The sequence below is a fragment of the Clostridium sp. ZBS15 genome (assembly GCF_023845705.1).
Lineage (GTDB): Bacteria > Bacillota > Clostridia > Clostridiales > Clostridiaceae > Clostridium > Clostridium aquiflavi.
In genome coordinates, this window is sequence record NZ_JAMQHY010000002.1 from 18,641 (window position 1) to 36,408 (window position 17,768).

Here is a 17,768-nt window from a genome sequence, read left to right on the forward strand (position 1 = left end):
AACTTTGAATCACTGACAACTACAGTTTCTTTTCTATTCTTAAATTAATTTATGCTATTAGGTCAGTGGCAATATATTTATTTTTGTGAATTTGACGAACCTAGAAATAGATTATTTTATGTTAAAATTTTAGAAGGATAATATGAAAAGGTATTTAAAATAGTTGTTCTGTTTTAAATACCTTTTTATTTTATTAGATTTTATTTTAAATTACTTAGTCTAGCTTTATTTATGCATATATCAACACCATGCCAAAATATAGTCTATTATTAAATTATTAAAATTATAATACTAAAACCCTAACTACATTTTCAGTGCATCTTTCTAAATTTTCTTTTCCTAAAGCTAATGCTTTATCTATATCAGTAACACTTGTTAAAATACCAAATATAGCATCTATTCCTTCAGGATATAAATTTTCTACACCTTTACCTATTCTTCCTGCAAAAGCTATAGTTTTAACATTTTCTTTTTTAGCAACTTTTGCTACGCCTATGGGAGTTTTTCCAAAGATTGTTTGAGAATCAATACTTCCTTCTCCTGTAAATATAAAATGTGCACCTTTTACTTTTTCACTTAAGTCTGTGTGTTTTATAACTAAGTCAATCCCTCTTTTTAGTTTTCCATTTAAAAATGCTAGTAATGCTGCGCCAAGACCGCCTGCTGCACCTGCACCTTCAGCATATGCAATATCTTTTCCTAAGCATCTTTTTATCACATCTGCGTAATGTGATAAATTATTATCTAATTCCTTAACCACTTCTAGAGTTGCACCTTTTTGTGGTCCAAAAATAGCTGAAGCTCCTTTTTCTCCTATTAGAGGATTAGTAACATCACAAGCAACTTCAATAGTAGTATCCTTTAATCTACCATCTAAATTTGATAAATCTATATTTTCAAGATTATTTAATGCACCACCACCAAAAGAAATCTCATTTCCATTGCTATCTAAAAGTTTTCCACCTAATGCTTGAATCATTCCTGCTCCACCATCATTAGTAGCACTTCCGCCAATTCCTATAATGATATGCTTAATTCCTTTATCTAAAGCTGCTTTTATAAGCTCACCTGTCCCATAAGTTGTTGTTATAAGTGGATTACGTTCTTCTCTTTTTATTAATTGTATACCACTAGCAGTTGCCATTTCTATTACAGCTGTAGTTTTATTTCCAAGTACTCCAAAACAAGCATTTATTTTTTTGCCTAATGGATTTAATACTTCTACTTTATGTATTTCTCCATTTGTTGACTCAACTAGAGCTTCTACAGTTCCTTCTCCGCCATCTGCCATAGGAACCTTTATACATTCTGCATTTGGTATAACTTTCTTTATTCCTCTTTCCATAGCTTCACATGCTTCTTTAGAAGTCATGCTTTCTTTAAATGAATCTGGTGCTAATACAAATTTCATATTTAATTCCTCCATAAATTATGTTAGCTCTCATATTTAATGATATGTACCTAAAGTATTATTCCAAATATTATAGTTGATACCAATGTCATAGTAAATCCAACCATAGCTTCATATGGAATAAGTTTCAATCTTTCATTCATATCCATATTTATACTTCCACCTGTTGAATGGAAAAAGCTTCCGTGAGGTAAACTATCTAAAACTGTTGCTCCAGCATGCATCATAGCTGCTGTTGCTAAACCTGATACACCTAATTCTAAAGCTGTTGCTCCAAATACAGAACTAGCTACTGCTGCACCTGAAGTTGTAGACGCTGTTGCTGCCGCCATAAGTATTCCTGATACTGGTGCTAATGCAAAGCTTGGTAATCCTAAAATGTTTATGCCTTGAATTATTACATCTTTTAATCCTGAATTAGAAATTATTCCGGCTAAAGTTCCTGTTCCTATTAAAAGTATAGCAACTCCGCTCATTTTTCCAATCCCAAATATAGCATATTCATTCACTTTCTTGGCTTTTCCCATTGCTAAAGCTCCACATATTCCTCCAACTGGAAGTGCTATTAATGGATCTATACTTATACCAGCTATTGGTCTTAGCATAAGTAATAATATAGTTACTAACGGTCCAACTATTGCTGGTAAAAAATTAGGTTTTTCTTCTGACTCTTGTATTAATTCGTCTTGTTTTACAAAACTTCCTTTATTCTTTAATTTTTTAGCTATTATGCATGTAATAATAACACCAAATATAGCTGGTATTATTCCTGCCATCATTACGTTAGTTAATGATACTCCTAAATTATCCGATACTGCTATAGTGTTAGGGTTTGGAGACATTATATTACCAGCCTTACCACCACCTACCATAGCTAATAAAATTGATGTTTTACTTAAGTTTGCTCTTTTTGCAATAGCTAAAGCTATTGGCGCTACTGTTATAACTGCTACGTCTATAAATACACCAACCATAGTTAAAACCATAGTTGCTATTGTTAAAGAAATTAAAGCTTTTGACTCTCCCATTTTCTCTACAATGGATTCTGCAATTTTAGTTGCTGCGCCAGATTTTATTAATACCCCTGCTAATACCCCTGCAGTAAGTATTCTTAATATAGCTGGCATCATATTTTTAGCACCTGTAATCATTAAATCTACAGTGCCTGTTAAACCAGCTCCTCCTACAAGCCCTCCCACTAAGGCCCCAATTATTAGTCCATATGCTGGATGTACTTTTTTTATAATTAATATAATTGCAATAATTAATGCTATTACTGCTCCCAAAGCTGTAACTGTAACTTCCATTTTTATTCCCTCTTTCTTTCAATGTAAATGTTTATATACTCTATTTAATATTGTATAGGCATGTATTTTTTTTATCTATTGTAATGTAAACGAATTTATATTCATTATTATTATGCAAACGCACAAAAATAGTCCTATTTAAAGCAAAATAGGATACAAATCAAACTCTAAGAGTTTAATTTATATCCTATATATGATGTTATTAGCTGAAATAAATCTAAATAATCATTAAATTTCAATCCAGTAACTTCTTCTATTTTTTCTAACCTATAGTTAAGTGTATTTCTATGTATATGTATTTCATTAGCTGTTTTAGCTCTTTCACCATTGTTTTTCATATAAATTAAGAACGTTTCTAATAGTTCTTTTCCCATTATTTCCTGTAATATATTACCTATAACTTCCTTTTCATAGTCCTTATTTATAATCAAACTCATTTTATGAAAAAACTTAACTTCATCGTAAAGATATATATTCTTATCTTCATATAATTTATTTCCAATATTAAGAGCATTTACACTATCAATTAATGAATTTATTATGATACTATGAATTCTTCCGATTCCAATCTTTATTGATAATTCCTGTATTTTATCCTGAAATTTTATTATTTTATTGCTAGTTATTCTTTCACTTTTTAATAACAAAGCTATCTTATTTGAAGATATATTTATACTATATTCATTTTCTTTTAAATTCTTATCTATAAATTTATTAACTTCCTTTAATTTAGATTTATCGTATTGAACTACTATAACAAATCTTTTTATTCTAATATCTATTTCTAATGACATTCCTCTTTGAATGAATTCCTCAGTATACTCTTCATTGATATTTAGCCATTCATAAATAAATTCTTCAGTTAACTTTTGCTTTATTATATGCTGATTTAAAGTATATTCTTGAGATATTAATAATTCAGCTGTTACGCTTACTATTCTTCCAAATGGACTAACTATTTTAGGTGATCCAGTTATACCTATTACTCCCATAATTTTATTTCTAAAAAGTATTGGTATATTAACTCCTGCTTTTGTATATTCATAATCTTTAAAAACCTCAACTGCTTTTTTATTTTTTAAAGCTTCTAAAGCACCCTCATGCAAACTTCCTATTCTAGATACATCACCACTACCAATGATAACACCTTTTTCATTCATTATATTCACATTATAAGGAATAACTCCCATAACTTTATTTACTATATTCTGTGCTAATTCTTTACTTAACATAAACATCTCTCCGAACTAAAGTGCTTGAAATATAAAGTTTTCTGTAATTTATAACTTGTGTATAATCTCAGCTTTATTAAGCACTGAATTAATTATCTCATTATATATAATTACGGTGATAATATCAATAAATTATACTATGGTAAAATAATGCATTATAGAAAAGAAAGCATCTCAATATTAGATACTTTCTTTCTAATAAATCAATATACATATATTCCTCTTTCATCACTATTTTTAAGTATATTATTTTTACTTATTTGTAATAATTATATCATAATTTAACTATTAACTAATAATAAGCACATTTTAAGAGGGAATTCACTATTTTTTTGTAAAACTAAGAAGCTATAAAAATTAAAACATTTTTATAGCTTCTTAGTTATTTTTTTCTTTTAACTTATATAATTATTGGCAAGTAGCTTTTAGGGATCAACTACTAAGAACCCTCTATTTTATAACTTACTATAAAATAGCTATAATTCTTTAATCACTTTATTCACCTTTTCTTAAATTGCTACATAAAAAAAAGGTTATAAGAAAATCTTATAACCTTTTAAATCATAAATTATCTTCTATTATTTTGTGCTTTCTTAGCTCTTCTACAAGCTGCACATCTTACAGGTTCATTATCGAATCCTTTTTCTTTGTAGAATTCTTGTTCTCCTACTGAAAATACGAATTCTTCTCCACAATCTTTACATACTAATATTTTATCTTCCATATTAAATTCCTCCTTAATTTTAAAGACTAATATTGATTTATATAATTCTCTAAAAGGAGAAATCTACATATCTATAAAAAATCTTTTTTAACAATATATTTATGATAACAGATTTTTAGTTTAATTGCAAGCTTTATTTTAAATTTAATATTTTTTATAAATTAACATAATCATAACCATTCTTATCCCCTTCAGTATCTCAAAAAGCATACTCTAAAAACTTATAAATCCCTAAAAATTAATTTTCTAAAGTAAAAACTAAGTCATTATTATTTGAAAGTTGTTCATTATATAAATATCCTTCTAAATCAAATTTCTTTAAATCATTTATATTATTAATTTTATTTTTCATTATAAATGAAGTCATAAGTCCACGAGCTTTTTTAGCTTTCATAGTTATTATTTTATATTCACCATTTCTATACTCTTTAAATATAGGAGTCACAATATTTACTGATGTATCTAATATATCTATTCCTTCTATAGATTTAAAGTATTCGTAAGACGCTAGATTTACTAATATATTATTACCAGTAGATTTTATATCTTCTATTATTTTATGTTTTAATTTATCCTCCCAATAATCATATAAGTTTTTATAATTATCAAAAGAAAGTTTTGTTCCCATTTCTAATCTATAGGGATTTACTCCATCGAATGGACTTAAAACACCATATAAACCAGATAAAATCCTTAAATGCTCATTAGTATAAAATAAGTCTTCAATATTAAAACTTCCAACATCTATTCCTCTAAAAACTTCCCCTTTAAAAGCTATCAAACATTGTCTTGCATTATCAAAAGATTCATTCCAAACTTCAAATCTATCTTTACTTAATAATGATAATTTGTCACTTGTTTTCATTAGATTCCCTAATGAATAAGAATCATATTTTTTTAATTCGTCTACTAAGGTTCTAGCTTCTTTTAAAAACTTTGGACTTGTCATTGGTAAAGTTTCATTTGTCTTATTAAAATCCAGCGTTTTAGCTGGAGAAATAACTACTAACATATTTTTTTCCTCCTTATAAGTAATTATAAGCCACTTGTTAAGTCATTTTTATTAAATATATTTTTAATTATAAATGTTTTGATATTAACTATCAACTAACAATAATTTTCTTTGCAAATACAATCAATTCTTTAATAATACCTAGTTAGAAGTATATAAACATTTAATTATACTTTGAAACGTTTGGAGCATAACTCATTATAATTAGTAAGTAAAAATTTTGTCACAATTTATTTGTATCAAATTAAAATTAAAATTATAAATTATTAAGAGGAGTAATTTTATCTAAAGGAGAGACGATGATAAAAGAACCAAGAGATTGCATAGATGCTGGTACTGAATATTGCCCTTGCAAGTTAGCAGAAACTGGTGAATGTTTAATATGTTCTCAGCTACAAGGGGAATGTTTTTGTGATTGTTTAAATTGGAAAGGAGTTTGTATATATCAAGAATTATTTAATAATGGTAATAAGGCAAAAGAGGGACGAAAAAGTTACAGCTGTCTAATTAAAGATATAACCAATTTTAATGATGAAGTTGTAATGATTAAATTTGAAGCGCCACATAAATTAGCATTAGATTTAGTTAAGCCAGGAAGTTATATATTTGTAAGTCAAAATGAAAATAAATATTTTGATGTACCTATTTCCATTATGGAATCTGATATAGAAACAAACATTATAACAATATTAATAGAAGTTAGAGGAATAAAAACTAAAAGCATTTTAAATTTGAAAGCAGAAGAAAACATAATTATTAGAGGCCCTTATTGGAATGGAATTTTTGGTATTAAAAATATAACTTCTCAAAAAGGAGGTAAATCATTAGTACTAGCACGAGGTATAGGTGTAGCTCCAATGATGCCAGTTATAAGAAAATTACTTTCTCAAGATAATGAGGTGAAAGTTGTTATAGATAAAACACCATTTACAGATGATTTTTCTAATGAATTATTATTAAAATATTCTGTAGAGGCAAGTGAGAATGAATTACTTGATAAAGGAAAACTTTCTGATCATTGTAAGGTTATCATAAAAGAAGCCTTAAAAGATGGGGTTAATTATATTCATATCGCTGGAGCTGACATTTTTACCTACGAGGTTATTGAATATTTAGATAAATTAGATAGAAAAGATGTTTTATTGTCTTGTTGTAATAATTTTAAAATGTGTTGTGGTGAAGGAATTTGTGGAGCATGTACAGCAAGATTCTCTGGTCATAGAGTAAGAAGATTTTGTAAGGAGCAAGCTGATCCAAGAAGTATATTTGAAGGGAGAAGATTTATATGAAGGTTGTTATTATTGGAGGAGGTTGGTCTGGATGTGCTGCAGCAATCAGTAGTAAAAAAGCAGGAGCTGATGTTGTTATAATAGAGAAAACAGATCTTCTACTCGGCTTAGGTAACGTTGGTGGAATAATGAGAAACAATGGAAGATATACTGCATCTGAAGAACTTATTGCTTTAGGTGGCGGAGATTTAATAAAAATTACTGATAGGGTATCAACTCATAGAAATATAGATTTTCCAGGCCATAAACATGCTACTTTATATAATGTAAATCTTATAGAAGGAGAAGTAAGAAAATATTTAATTTCATTAGGAATAGAAATATTAATAGAAAGTAGAGTTAACGATATTAAATTTGATGGAAATAAAATTCATGGTGTTTATTTAAGTGATGGAACCTATATTAAAGGTGATGTATTTATAGAGACAACAGGAACAACAGGACCTATGGGAAATTGTTTGCGTTACGGAAATGGTTGTTCAATGTGCATTTTAAGATGCCCAGCATTTGGTCCTAGAATTAGTATTAGTGAAAGATGCGGAGTTGCTGATATTCAAGGAGAAAGAGATGATGATGTGCTAGGTGCATTTTCAGGCTCTTGTAAATTAGCGAAAGAAAGTTTATCTGAAGATATTAAAAATAAATTAGATAAGGACGGTGTCGTAGTATTACAAATTCCTAAAGAAGACGTTAATTATGGAAAGCTTAGCACTAAAGTTTGTCAACAATATGCGTTAAAAGAATTTGCTGAGAATGTAGTTCTTCTTGATACAGGTCATGCCAAACTTATGACTACCTATTATCCACTAGAAAAATTGAGAAAAATAAAGGGATTAGAATATGCTAAATATGTTGATCCATATGCAGGTAGTAAGGGAAATTCAATTAGATATTTATCAGTAGCACCTAGAACAAATGATTTAAAAGTTGTAGGAGTAGACAATTTATTCTGTGCTGGAGAAAAGAGTGGTCTTTTTGTTGGCCATACAGAAGCTATATGTACTGGAACATTATCTGGGCATAATGCAGTTAGGCTTATTATGGGTATGCCTCTTCTAATATTACCTTCTTCTATTGCAGTAGGTGATATTATAAGTTTTGCAAATGAAAAAGCTAATACAAGGGAAGGAAGAAAGAATAGATATACTTTTGCAGGAGCAGGATATTTTAAGAGAATGCAAGAATTAGGTCTGTATACAACTAATATTGATGAAATAAATGAACGTGTTAAAAAGGTTAATTTAGATAATATATTTGGGCAAAGATTATGTTAAAAGTTAATAGCTGACAATAATAGTCTGTTTAATTAAAAAAACTTAAATTAAACAGACTATTTTTGCTTTAATATTTAATTTTTATAAACTAATTCCTTAATATTATGATTTTCGAATGCCACCGTTTCTAAAATATGATTATATATTTTTTGTGTTTGTGCCCATCTATCAGGACAATTCAATACAACTATAATTATATCTTTACCTTGATGATTTACAGATGAAACTAAGCATTTACCTGCTCCACCAGTATAACCTGTTTTTACACCATTTGCTTCTGGAATAAGCCAAAGTATTTTATTTATATTATTATAGTCTCTTGTAAAATTATATTTTTCTTTACTAATTTGTTTTGAACCAACTATCTCTCTAAATAAGTCATATTCCATACCTTTTGCAGTTAAAATAGCTAAATCATATGCTGAAGAGTAATGTGAATTGCTATCTAATCCATGAGGAGACTCAAAATGTGAATCTAATATTCCAATTCCTGTAGCATAGTGATTCATTATTTGTGCAAATCCTTCCACAGAACCTCCTAATGATTCAGCTATCGCTATTGCTGCATCATTTCCTGATTTAAACATTAAACCAAATGCAAGTTCCTTCAAACTTATTTCTTCTCCTGCTTTGTACCCAACTTTTGACCCTCTTATTGAAGCAGCATTCTTACTTATAACTACTTTTTTATCTAAATCACCTTGTTCAATGGCAATTATTGCTGTAATTATCTTTGTTGTACTTGCCATCGGTACTATTTCATACGCATTTTGTTCAAAAAGTACTTCCTTAGATTCTCTATCAAGTGCTATTGCACATCTTGCATTTACCCTAAAATTATCTTTTAATTTGCTATCTGCTAAAACAGTTTTTGAGAAAATTTGAAAAAGCATAATACTTAGTAATATTATTATTACTATATTATTTTTAATAGTTTTTCTCATAATACTCACCTTCTTAATTACTACTTACTTCTATTTTTCCTTGAAATTTTAATTTTAAACCTATATTTCAAAAAAAATCAGTTTTATTTTTGGATAATATGTCAATAATTAAAATACCTTTAGAAATTGGAGATATATTTATGAAATTGTTTTTACTCATATTAATGATAATTATCCTTGCACCTATTCCATTAAAAATTAGTATTTACTATTCATTTGATAATTATTATATAAAGTTATATAAATTTACTATAATATCAAAAGAAAAAATTAAAAAGAAAAAACAAAGCTCAAATACAAAATCAAAATCACACAAAAAAAAGAAAGATTCTTTAAATATTTTTGATATTATACATAAAAAATATTTAATACAAAAATTATATAATTCAAAATTTAAGCCCAAAATTAATTTAAAAGGTAATTTGGATTATAGTCTTAATGATTCTGCGCATACTGCAATAACTTATGGACTATTATCTCAATTTACACCTATATTTTATTTTGTTTTAAGTATCCCTTACAAAATAAATAAGTTTAAATTTAATATAAATCCACTATTTGAAGATAAATTTTTAGTAAAATTTGAAATTTCAAGTATAATATTCATTTCTATTGTAAAAATTATATATGTACTGATTATTATATTTAAATCAGTACTTTATTCTGAGGAGGTGGACCCCTATATAGGGAATAATTATGACAAATGAACAACCTGTTGAAAAATTGATGAGAAGCACAATGGAAAATCTCAGAAGTATGATCGATGTAAATACAGTAATAGGCGATGCCGTTGAAACACGAGATGGTACTTATATCATTCCTGTTTCAAAATTAAGTTTTGGTTTTGCCTCCGGAGGAGCTGAATACTCTACATTAGATAAAAACTTTAATGGTGAATCAAATTTTCCTTTTGGTGGTGGATCAGGTGCTGGTGTTTCTGTTAAACCAGTCGCATTTTTAGTGGTTAAAGACGATGGTATAAGAATGATTCCAGTTGATCAAGATTCTACTTATGATAGAATTGTTGATTCAGTCCCCCAGGTCATAGATATGGCAAAAGATTTAATAAAAGAAATGAAAAATAAGAATAAAAGTGCTAAACATGGTAATAATACTAATATCGATCTTGATATCACTGAAAATTTAAATACATCTTCTAGTGATACTACAGACGATTAAAAATAACTCCTAATTTTTTTAATTTCATACACATTAATTTAAATGGGTGTATTAATAAATACTTTAATACACCTATTTTTAATGTTAATTTTATTTTATATAAAAAATTAAATTAATCATTATTTTTTCAATTTTAAATTCATACTTTAGATCTTAGGTTATAATATTAAGTTAATTTTAAATAAATTATGTACTACTAAAATTCTGTTTCTAAATCATAAGATTTATCCTCTTCAAAAAAATCTAGTGATGGAAGTTGATTTAAATCTTTAATCCCAAATTGTCTTAAAAATTCTTCAGTTGTGCCATATAATATTGGCCTTCCTGGTACTTCTAATCGTCCTACCTCTTTAATAAGATCTCTTTCTAACAATCTTTGAAGGGCACTTTCAGATTTTACTCCTCTTATTTCATCAATATCTATTCTAGTTATAGGTTGTTGATATGCTATTATTGATAAACTTTCTAAAGAAGCTTGTGATAATGATTGGCGCTTACTTTTCTTTAATAACTTTTGTATAAAGTTGCTATTTTCTGGTTTTGTAACTAATTGATAAGATCCCTTAATAGAAATAAGCTTTATTCCTCGTTCTTGCATATCATACTCTTCTATCATTTCTTGTATAGTATTTTCAACAATTTTAAGTTCTTCTTCAAGATAAATTGATAAATCCTTAGCTGTCAATGGCTCACCACTTGCAAAAAGCAATGCTTCAATTCCTGATTTTAAAGATTTTTTTTGAAATTCTTCTAAAAATTGAATTTGTAGTCTACCACTCTTCCCCATCATCTTCTCTCCTTTCAATTAATATATTATTAAAATTATCACTTTGATATACTCTTATCTTTCTTAGCTTTACCATTTCAAGTAAAGCTAAAAAACTAACAATACATTCTAATTTACATTCACATTTATTAATAATTTCTGAAAATTTACTAACTTTATTATTTTCTATAAGCCCTAAAAGATACTCAAGCTTGTCCTCAATTTTATATTTATCAACATATATTCTTTTTTGAATTACATTAGCTTTATTTTGTTTATTATTATATATTTCTAAAAGGTTGTTATACATATTATATAATTCCAAAAGAGTTAAATTTTTAAATATATCTTCATTATTATGAGGTGAATTTATTTCTTCTATTATTTCTGGCTTTTTAGTATACAATTCACCTGAATTAATATATCTTTCTTTAAAAAATTCAGCTGCCTTCTTTATTTTCTTATATAAAATAAGTTTTTCAATAAGATCTTTTTCTTGATCTTCTTCGTCCTCATCTTCATCTTTCTTAATTTTAGGCAATAAATGTTTAGATTTTATTTCTATTAATGTAGCTGCAACGACTATAAATTCTGATGTTATTTCTAAATCCATAACCTTCATATCATCAATATATTTTAAGTATTGATTTGTTATTTTTGATATTTCTACATTATAAATATCCATTTGATTCTTTTTAATTAAATGAAGTAATAAATCAAATGGGCCTTCAAAATCTTTTATCTTAATACTTGGAAAATCCATATATTCACTCACCTTTTTAGCATGGATATTAGTATTTTACTATCTTATTTAAATAATATCAATTAAATATATTTTAAACAAGCTTATTACCTTTATAAGAATATATATTAATTCTTAAAATAAATAGAAAACTTAATTAAGGGAAGTCAAAATAACTTCCCTTAACAATCTATCTTTTTATGAGTGCTATTTAAAATTGTTCTCTTAAAAGTTTCTTCTATACTCCTTTTTCAAATAAGTTTTTTATATTATATTTTATATTATCAAATAGATTTCCTTTCTTTATATCTCTATCAGAATATATATATACTTCTCCTACTTTTTCTTCACCTAGATAAACTTCACATTTTCCTACTATATCACCCATTTTATATTCAGGTTTTAATTCTTCAATAACTATTTTCTTAGAAATTTCACCATTGTTTCCTTTAGGTAATACTGCTGTTAAATCTTCTTTTGCTTTTGCCATAAAAAATCTATCTGTTTGTTTATCCATAAGAATTTTTTCTACATCTTCATCTTTTGCTACTATTTTTTTACCTTCATATTTTGAAAATCCATGATTTAATAATATTCCTGCATCTCTATTTCTTATTTTATAAGTTGGTGCCCCCATAATAACAGTAAGCATTCTTACTCCATTTCTAGTTGCTGTTGCAGAAATACAATATTTTGCTTCATTTGTAAAACCTGTTTTTAATCCATCACAACCTTCAAAGAATCTAACTAATTTATTATGATTTACTAGTTCAATTGGTGACTTTCTTCCTTCTGAAATAGAATCCATATAAGTTCCTGTGTATTTTAATACAGTTGGATGTTTTAATAACTCAATAGACATTAACGAAATATCACGTGCTGTTGATAAATGTCCATCTGCAGGAAGTCCATTACAATTTTTGAATACTGTATTTGTCATTCCTAGCTCTTGAGCTCTTTTATTCATTAATACAACGAAGTCTGATTCTGTTCCACCTAAATATTCGGCTAAAGCAACTGCTGCATCATTTCCAGACGCTATAGCTACACCCTTTAATAATTCCTCAACACTTCTTATTTCACCTGTATCTAGTAACATTGTACTTCCACCCATTTTTTTTGCATTTTCACTACAAGTTACTTTATCATCTAATTTAATTTTACCATTATCTATTGCTTCCATGGTAAGAAGCATTGTCATGATTTTGGTTACAGATGCTGGTGCAAACTTTTCATCTGGATTTTTTTCATACACAACTTTTCCTGTTGTTGGTTCAATTAATAATGCTGATTTTGCTTCTACATTCATCCCCTCAGCTTTAACTTCATCCTCTAGCATAGATGCATTTACAGCTCCTATTGGTATTAATATAACAGTCAAAACAAAAACCAATGTAAAAGATATTATTCTTTTTATATTATTTTTCATCAATCTTCCTCCCTTCAAAATTAGTGTTACCAAAATAATAAATAATATTATTATAAAACTATAAAACTCCTTATTATGTGACAAAATTTTTAGTTTATTTTTATTTATATCTAGTCTAAACAAACTCAATGAAAAATAAAAACTGACACCAATTTAGGTATCAGTTTTTAAGTGAATAACTATTTAATTAAATCGAAAATTAAATTTGCCACCGAAATATAGTTTTTTCGGTGGCAACTGGGTGGAAGTTTGTAATTAAAAAAATATTTAATTTTACTTAAAGCTAGTGAAATCAAGCTCTTGGATGTGTATTCATATATATAAAATTAATTTTATCATTATTTATTATTTCATAATAAGTATCCATATATGTTAATACTTGATTTCCAAGTAACTTTTGTACAGCTCTTACATTTGCACCATTTTGAAGTAAATGTACCGCAAATGAATGTCTAAATGTATTTAAATTTACATCTTTGTCTATCTGCGCTTTTTTAGAATACTCTTTTACTATTCTCCAAATCCCTTGTCTTGTTAATTTATTTCCATTTAGATTAACAAATAAGTTAGGAACTCCACATTCGGCTATTTTATATCTTATGCTAAGATATTCATTTAATGCTTTACAAGCACTTCTACCTATAGGTATTAATCTTTCAAAATTTCTACTATCGGTACATCTTACAAAGTGTAATTCCAAGTTAATATCATCTACATTTAAAGATATTAGTTCAGATACTTTCATTCCAGTAGCATACATAAGCTCTAGCAATGCGTTATCTCTAATTCCTTTTGGACAATCTTTCTCTACTGTTCTAATTATTTTATCTACTTCATCTACTGTTAAAATTTGCGGTAACTTTCTATTATTTTTAGAACTTTTATACTCTATCTTTGGTACCTCATTTATTAATGACTGACTCTTTAAATAAGAGTAAAAACTCCTAAGACTTATAACTATTCTATTTATAGATCTTTCGGATTTTCCTGACTCTAATAAATATTGAATATATGCCATAACTGTTAATTTATCACTCTTATATACATCTATACCTTTCTTATCCAAAAACTTAAGATATAATGTCACATCTGTTACATAAGCATATATAGTATTTTCACTTTTTCCACTATCAAATAAATATTCTTTATAGTTATTTATACTATCTACCATTATTCTCTCCTATACCATTGATTATGAATTAATATTCGACAAAATTATCATTTTTCCTCTTTAATTAAGATTTATATCTTAAGTTTATAATTTTCTATATATGTTTTTTAATTATAAAGCTAATAAAATTTAGTAACCACAAATTTTATAAAATTAGGTGACACATAAGTTTCTATAATAGCTGCAAATATAAAAAATCCTAAGATTATAATCAGTTTATTTCCTAAAGAATTAAAAAATGGATCATTTAAATTCGCTCTTTTAAAAAACTTACTTTTAAATTTTTGAGTTGACATAGCTAATGCTATAACACTTAATGCTATAAAACAAGGAATATAAATTAAATTTTGAGGAATTACAGATACTAATGCTAGTCCAATACCTTTGCCCTGAAAAGTTGTTAGTATAAACGAAAATGTATATCCTAACGTAAATCCTTTAAACATATCTAAAACTAATATGAACGGCATTCCAAAAAAAGTAAAACCAAACATGAATATAGGTATAATTAGCAACATATTCTTTTTTATAACATTAATTAACAAATTTTCATAATTAATAGGCGTGTCCCCTATCGAAGATGTAAAACTTGAAAAATAACTTAACAAATCATTTCTGTTGGATTCGCTCATGTACTTTACTACATAAAGTCCAAAAGATATTCCGATGCAAAACATTATTAATACCATGAAAAAATATACTTTTTTATCTTTAAAGGTTTGACCAAGCTTATTCACCATATAATTCACCACTTATTCCTCCTTAAGTTACTCTACTTTATACTATGTTTAATTTTTCCATATTATTCATAGTACTTAACAAAATATATGTTAATTAAAATACTAGAATTCCTTTTATAAAATCCACTAAAACGTGATGAATGCTTGCTTTATAAACTTTTTAATTACATAAAAAATAGATGACCCTTATTAAGTCATCTAAAATTTTTTTATTATTTTTTAACCCATATTGAATATGATTTATTATTTACTTTAAAAGTCCCATTTCCTTCATTGTCTATTAGTATTTCTTCTTGTACATTTCCTGTTATATCTATAAAAACAGTATTTATATTTTTAGTCTCCATAAACATCTTTTTACTACCTTCATTTCCATTACTTATTAATACCGCAACACCTGAATTGTCATGCACCAAATCGCCTTGTCTAGTCCACCCAATTATATTTTTATCATCAAAATAATCACATTGATCACCGTAAGCATATTTTTTTCTTACATTTAAAATCACATCCAGCTGACTCTTAAAACCATCAAACCCCTTTTCAGGAATTCCATAATAATCTCCATAAAATACACAAGGATATCCTTCTTGCCTTGTTAATATAAATGTGTATGCTATTAATTTAAACCACGGTTTCACCCAAGATTCAAGCGCCTGACCAGGTTCAGTATCGTGATTATCAACAAAAGTAACTGAAATTTTTTCATCATGTTCTAATAAGGTATTTTGAATTAATGTTCTCATATCAAAGTTTTCTTCTAAATTGCTTGCTTCATAAAATTTATAATGAAGAGGAACATCAAATAACGACATAACATTTTGTGATTTACTAATATAGTATTTTAATTTGTTTATATCTCCAGACCAATATTCACCAACAGCAAATACATTGTCACCTTTCTTATTCCTAATATCATTTAACCATTCTGTAAAAAAATCAAATTTTATATGTTTTATTGCATCTAATCTAAAACCATCTAACTTGCATTCATTTACATACCAATTTCCCCATGTTTTAAGTTCTTCTACAACATCTCTGCTATCTATATCCAAATCCGCACACATTAAAAAATCAAAGTTTCCATTTTCATTATCTACATCTTGTTCCCATTCTTTCCCTACAAATTTAAATATTCCATTTTGTTTTGTTAAATCATCAAAATCTACCCCATCAAAATCTTTTGCACTCCATTTATAAGAAGAGTACTTATTATTTCTACCAAGAAAATTAAATACAGTAAACGACTTTATTTCTTTTTCTTCTCCTATAATATTATTTCTATTATTACTATCTACTAATTGAGCTTTTACTATCTCACTTTCATCTGCACCTGCTTTATGATTAAATACAGTATCTCCATATACTTCTATATTATTATCATGTGCTTCATTTATAGCATCTAAATATTGTTCCTTTGTACCATATTTAGTCCTTATGGTTCCTTTTTGATTAAATTCTCCTAAATCATATAAGTCATACGCTCCATACCCAACATCATTAATGCCTTCTACCCCCTTATAAGCAGGCGGAAGCCACAGTGCAGTAATCCCTTTTTTGCTTAACTTTTTAGAATTTTCTTTTACTTTACTCCAAAGAGAACCATCATTAGGATAATACCATTCAAAATATTGCATCATAGTTTTGTTTGTCACTTTTTTATCTTCTATGTAAACTTTGTCTTCATTTTTTTCTACGTCATTAGCTTTGTCCTGTTCTAAATTCAAATACATTACTCCTCCTATTATTGCAAATACTATTATTATTAAAAATTCTATTGTCATTATTATCCTCTCCTTAATTCACAAAATTATGCTTTGGTAACGATACCAGTTTGTTTTTAAATATTAAGATAGGATTAATTCCTATCTTAAGTCATATAAGTTTTAATTTATTCCCATCCTAAAACAAAAGCTTTCTCATTAATTCTTATTGATCTTCCATTAAATTTTTCTATTAGAATTTCTTCCATATTATCTACTTCTCTAAAAATAACTTGCTTTATTCCATCTGCTGATCCTACACGTTCAACACCTTCATACCAGATTATTCTATTTTGATCTACAGACAATTTACTTCTAAATTTTTTATATTTAAATACCTTTACTGCTATTTTACTAAAAGATATTTTTTCTGCTATTTTAAGAATAACAATATCTATTGTATCTCTTATAGAAAGTAACTCACATTCATCCTTCATATCGTATAAAGTTTTTATAGATTTAATCCCATCATCTAAAGTGAAACTTTCCTTATTCTTTAATTCATTTATTTTTTCAATAAATACATCTTGACCATATTTTTTTGAATTCATAATTAAATCCCCTCTCTTATATTATTTCCCTACATACTGTAAACGATTTTATTTTTAATAATTGACAAGTTGAATTTAAATAATTATACTTTATAAAAGTATAATTAGAAGCCTTATACTCATATGGTAAAGGTTTCTATATTGCATGTCAATATTATTTTATGTACACTAAAATAAGGTGGACTTTATTTTATAAAAAATTATTACTTTAAAGTAAAGCTTAATTTTTAAAAT

Annotated in this window: 18 protein-coding genes; 5 read left to right on the plus strand and 13 right to left on the minus strand. The window is 26.9% G+C overall.

The window, feature by feature from the left end; translation table 11 throughout:
* Positions 1-51: 51 nt before the first annotated feature.
* Positions 52-141: a YjbQ family protein gene (locus tag NG904_RS00655; RefSeq protein WP_502801450.1), complete on the plus strand. Its 90-nt coding sequence runs from the start codon at positions 52-54 to the stop codon at positions 139-141.
* 142 nt (positions 142-283) lie between these two features.
* Here NG904_RS00655 and NG904_RS00660 read toward each other — a convergent pair whose 3' ends face one another.
* The 5 genes from NG904_RS00660 to yaaA all read right to left on the minus strand — a co-directional run bounded on the left by NG904_RS00660 (position 284) and on the right by yaaA (position 5,686).
* On the minus strand, positions 284-1,411 hold the full coding sequence (locus NG904_RS00660; RefSeq protein WP_252229120.1) for a glycerate kinase family protein: 1,128 nt from the start codon (positions 1,409-1,411) through the stop codon (positions 284-286).
* 50 nt (positions 1,412-1,461) lie between these two features.
* Positions 1,462-2,718 carry a GntP family permease gene (locus tag NG904_RS00665; protein ID WP_252229122.1) on the minus strand — a complete coding sequence of 419 codons (1,257 nt, stop codon included), beginning with the start codon at positions 2,716-2,718 and terminating at the stop codon, positions 1,462-1,464.
* Positions 2,719-2,885: 167 nt separating this feature from the next.
* Entirely contained in the window at positions 2,886-3,950 is a 1,065-nt protein-coding gene (locus tag NG904_RS00670) for a CdaR family transcriptional regulator (protein ID WP_252229124.1), read from the minus strand.
* 568 nt (positions 3,951-4,518) lie between these two features.
* On the minus strand, positions 4,519-4,674 hold the full coding sequence (locus NG904_RS00675; RefSeq protein WP_003372027.1) for a zinc-ribbon domain-containing protein: 156 nt from the start codon (positions 4,672-4,674) through the stop codon (positions 4,519-4,521).
* Positions 4,675-4,912: 238 nt separating this feature from the next.
* Positions 4,913-5,686 (minus strand): peroxide stress protein YaaA, encoded by a 774-nt coding sequence (gene yaaA / locus NG904_RS00680; RefSeq protein ID WP_252229126.1) that lies wholly within the window; start codon positions 5,684-5,686, stop codon positions 4,913-4,915.
* Between the two features lie 299 nt (positions 5,687-5,985).
* Here yaaA and NG904_RS00685 point away from each other — a divergent pair, with 299 nt between their 5' ends.
* The gene (locus NG904_RS00685) at positions 5,986-6,975 is read left to right on the plus strand and encodes a sulfide/dihydroorotate dehydrogenase-like FAD/NAD-binding protein (RefSeq protein WP_035786536.1); all 990 of its coding nucleotides are present in this window, start codon (positions 5,986-5,988) and stop codon (positions 6,973-6,975) included.
* The gene (locus tag NG904_RS00690) at positions 6,972-8,249 is read left to right on the plus strand and encodes an FAD-dependent oxidoreductase (protein WP_252229128.1); all 1,278 of its coding nucleotides are present in this window, start codon (positions 6,972-6,974) and stop codon (positions 8,247-8,249) included. Before NG904_RS00685 ends, NG904_RS00690 begins: the two co-directional genes overlap by 4 nt.
* A 74-nt stretch (positions 8,250-8,323) precedes the next feature.
* Here NG904_RS00690 and NG904_RS00695 read toward each other — a convergent pair whose 3' ends face one another.
* Entirely contained in the window at positions 8,324-9,193 is an 870-nt protein-coding gene (locus NG904_RS00695) for a D-alanyl-D-alanine carboxypeptidase family protein (RefSeq protein ID WP_252213453.1), read from the minus strand.
* Between the two features lie 164 nt (positions 9,194-9,357).
* Between NG904_RS00695 and NG904_RS00700 the strand changes: the two genes are divergently transcribed.
* Both NG904_RS00700 and ytfJ read left to right on the plus strand, forming a co-directional pair.
* Entirely contained in the window at positions 9,358-9,900 is a 543-nt protein-coding gene (locus tag NG904_RS00700) for a DUF2953 domain-containing protein (RefSeq protein WP_252229281.1), read from the plus strand.
* Complete coding sequence (gene ytfJ, locus NG904_RS00705; protein ID WP_252225960.1) at positions 9,890-10,372, plus strand: GerW family sporulation protein; 483 nt, start codon at positions 9,890-9,892, stop codon at positions 10,370-10,372. Before NG904_RS00700 ends, ytfJ begins: the two co-directional genes overlap by 11 nt.
* 196 nt (positions 10,373-10,568) lie before the next feature.
* On the opposite strand, the gene scpB is transcribed toward ytfJ, so the two are convergent.
* The 7 genes from scpB to NG904_RS00740 all read right to left on the minus strand — a co-directional run bounded on the left by scpB (position 10,569) and on the right by NG904_RS00740 (position 17,534).
* Positions 10,569-11,162: an SMC-Scp complex subunit ScpB gene (gene scpB, locus NG904_RS00710; protein ID WP_252229130.1), complete on the minus strand. Its 594-nt coding sequence runs from the start codon at positions 11,160-11,162 to the stop codon at positions 10,569-10,571.
* Positions 11,143-11,901 carry a segregation/condensation protein A gene (locus tag NG904_RS00715; RefSeq protein WP_252229132.1) on the minus strand — a complete coding sequence of 253 codons (759 nt, stop codon included), beginning with the start codon at positions 11,899-11,901 and terminating at the stop codon, positions 11,143-11,145. Before NG904_RS00715 ends, scpB begins: the two co-directional genes overlap by 20 nt.
* Before the next feature lie 217 nt (positions 11,902-12,118).
* Positions 12,119-13,309, minus strand: coding sequence for a D-alanyl-D-alanine carboxypeptidase family protein (locus NG904_RS00720; protein WP_252225966.1), 1,191 nt, complete (start codon positions 13,307-13,309; stop codon positions 12,119-12,121).
* A gap of 292 nt (positions 13,310-13,601) precedes the next feature.
* On the minus strand, positions 13,602-14,480 hold the full coding sequence (locus NG904_RS00725; RefSeq protein WP_252213436.1) for a tyrosine-type recombinase/integrase: 879 nt from the start codon (positions 14,478-14,480) through the stop codon (positions 13,602-13,604).
* A 119-nt stretch (positions 14,481-14,599) separates the two neighbouring features.
* A complete protein-coding gene (spoIIM, locus tag NG904_RS00730; RefSeq protein WP_252213433.1) occupies positions 14,600-15,232 on the minus strand; it encodes a stage II sporulation protein M in 633 nt (210 codons plus the stop codon).
* Between the two features lie 200 nt (positions 15,233-15,432).
* Positions 15,433-17,004, minus strand: coding sequence for an alpha-amylase (locus NG904_RS00735; protein ID WP_252213430.1), 1,572 nt, complete (start codon positions 17,002-17,004; stop codon positions 15,433-15,435).
* A gap of 107 nt (positions 17,005-17,111) precedes the next feature.
* Positions 17,112-17,534, minus strand: coding sequence for a hypothetical protein (locus NG904_RS00740; protein ID WP_252225979.1), 423 nt, complete (start codon positions 17,532-17,534; stop codon positions 17,112-17,114).
* Positions 17,535-17,768 lie beyond the last annotated feature (234 nt).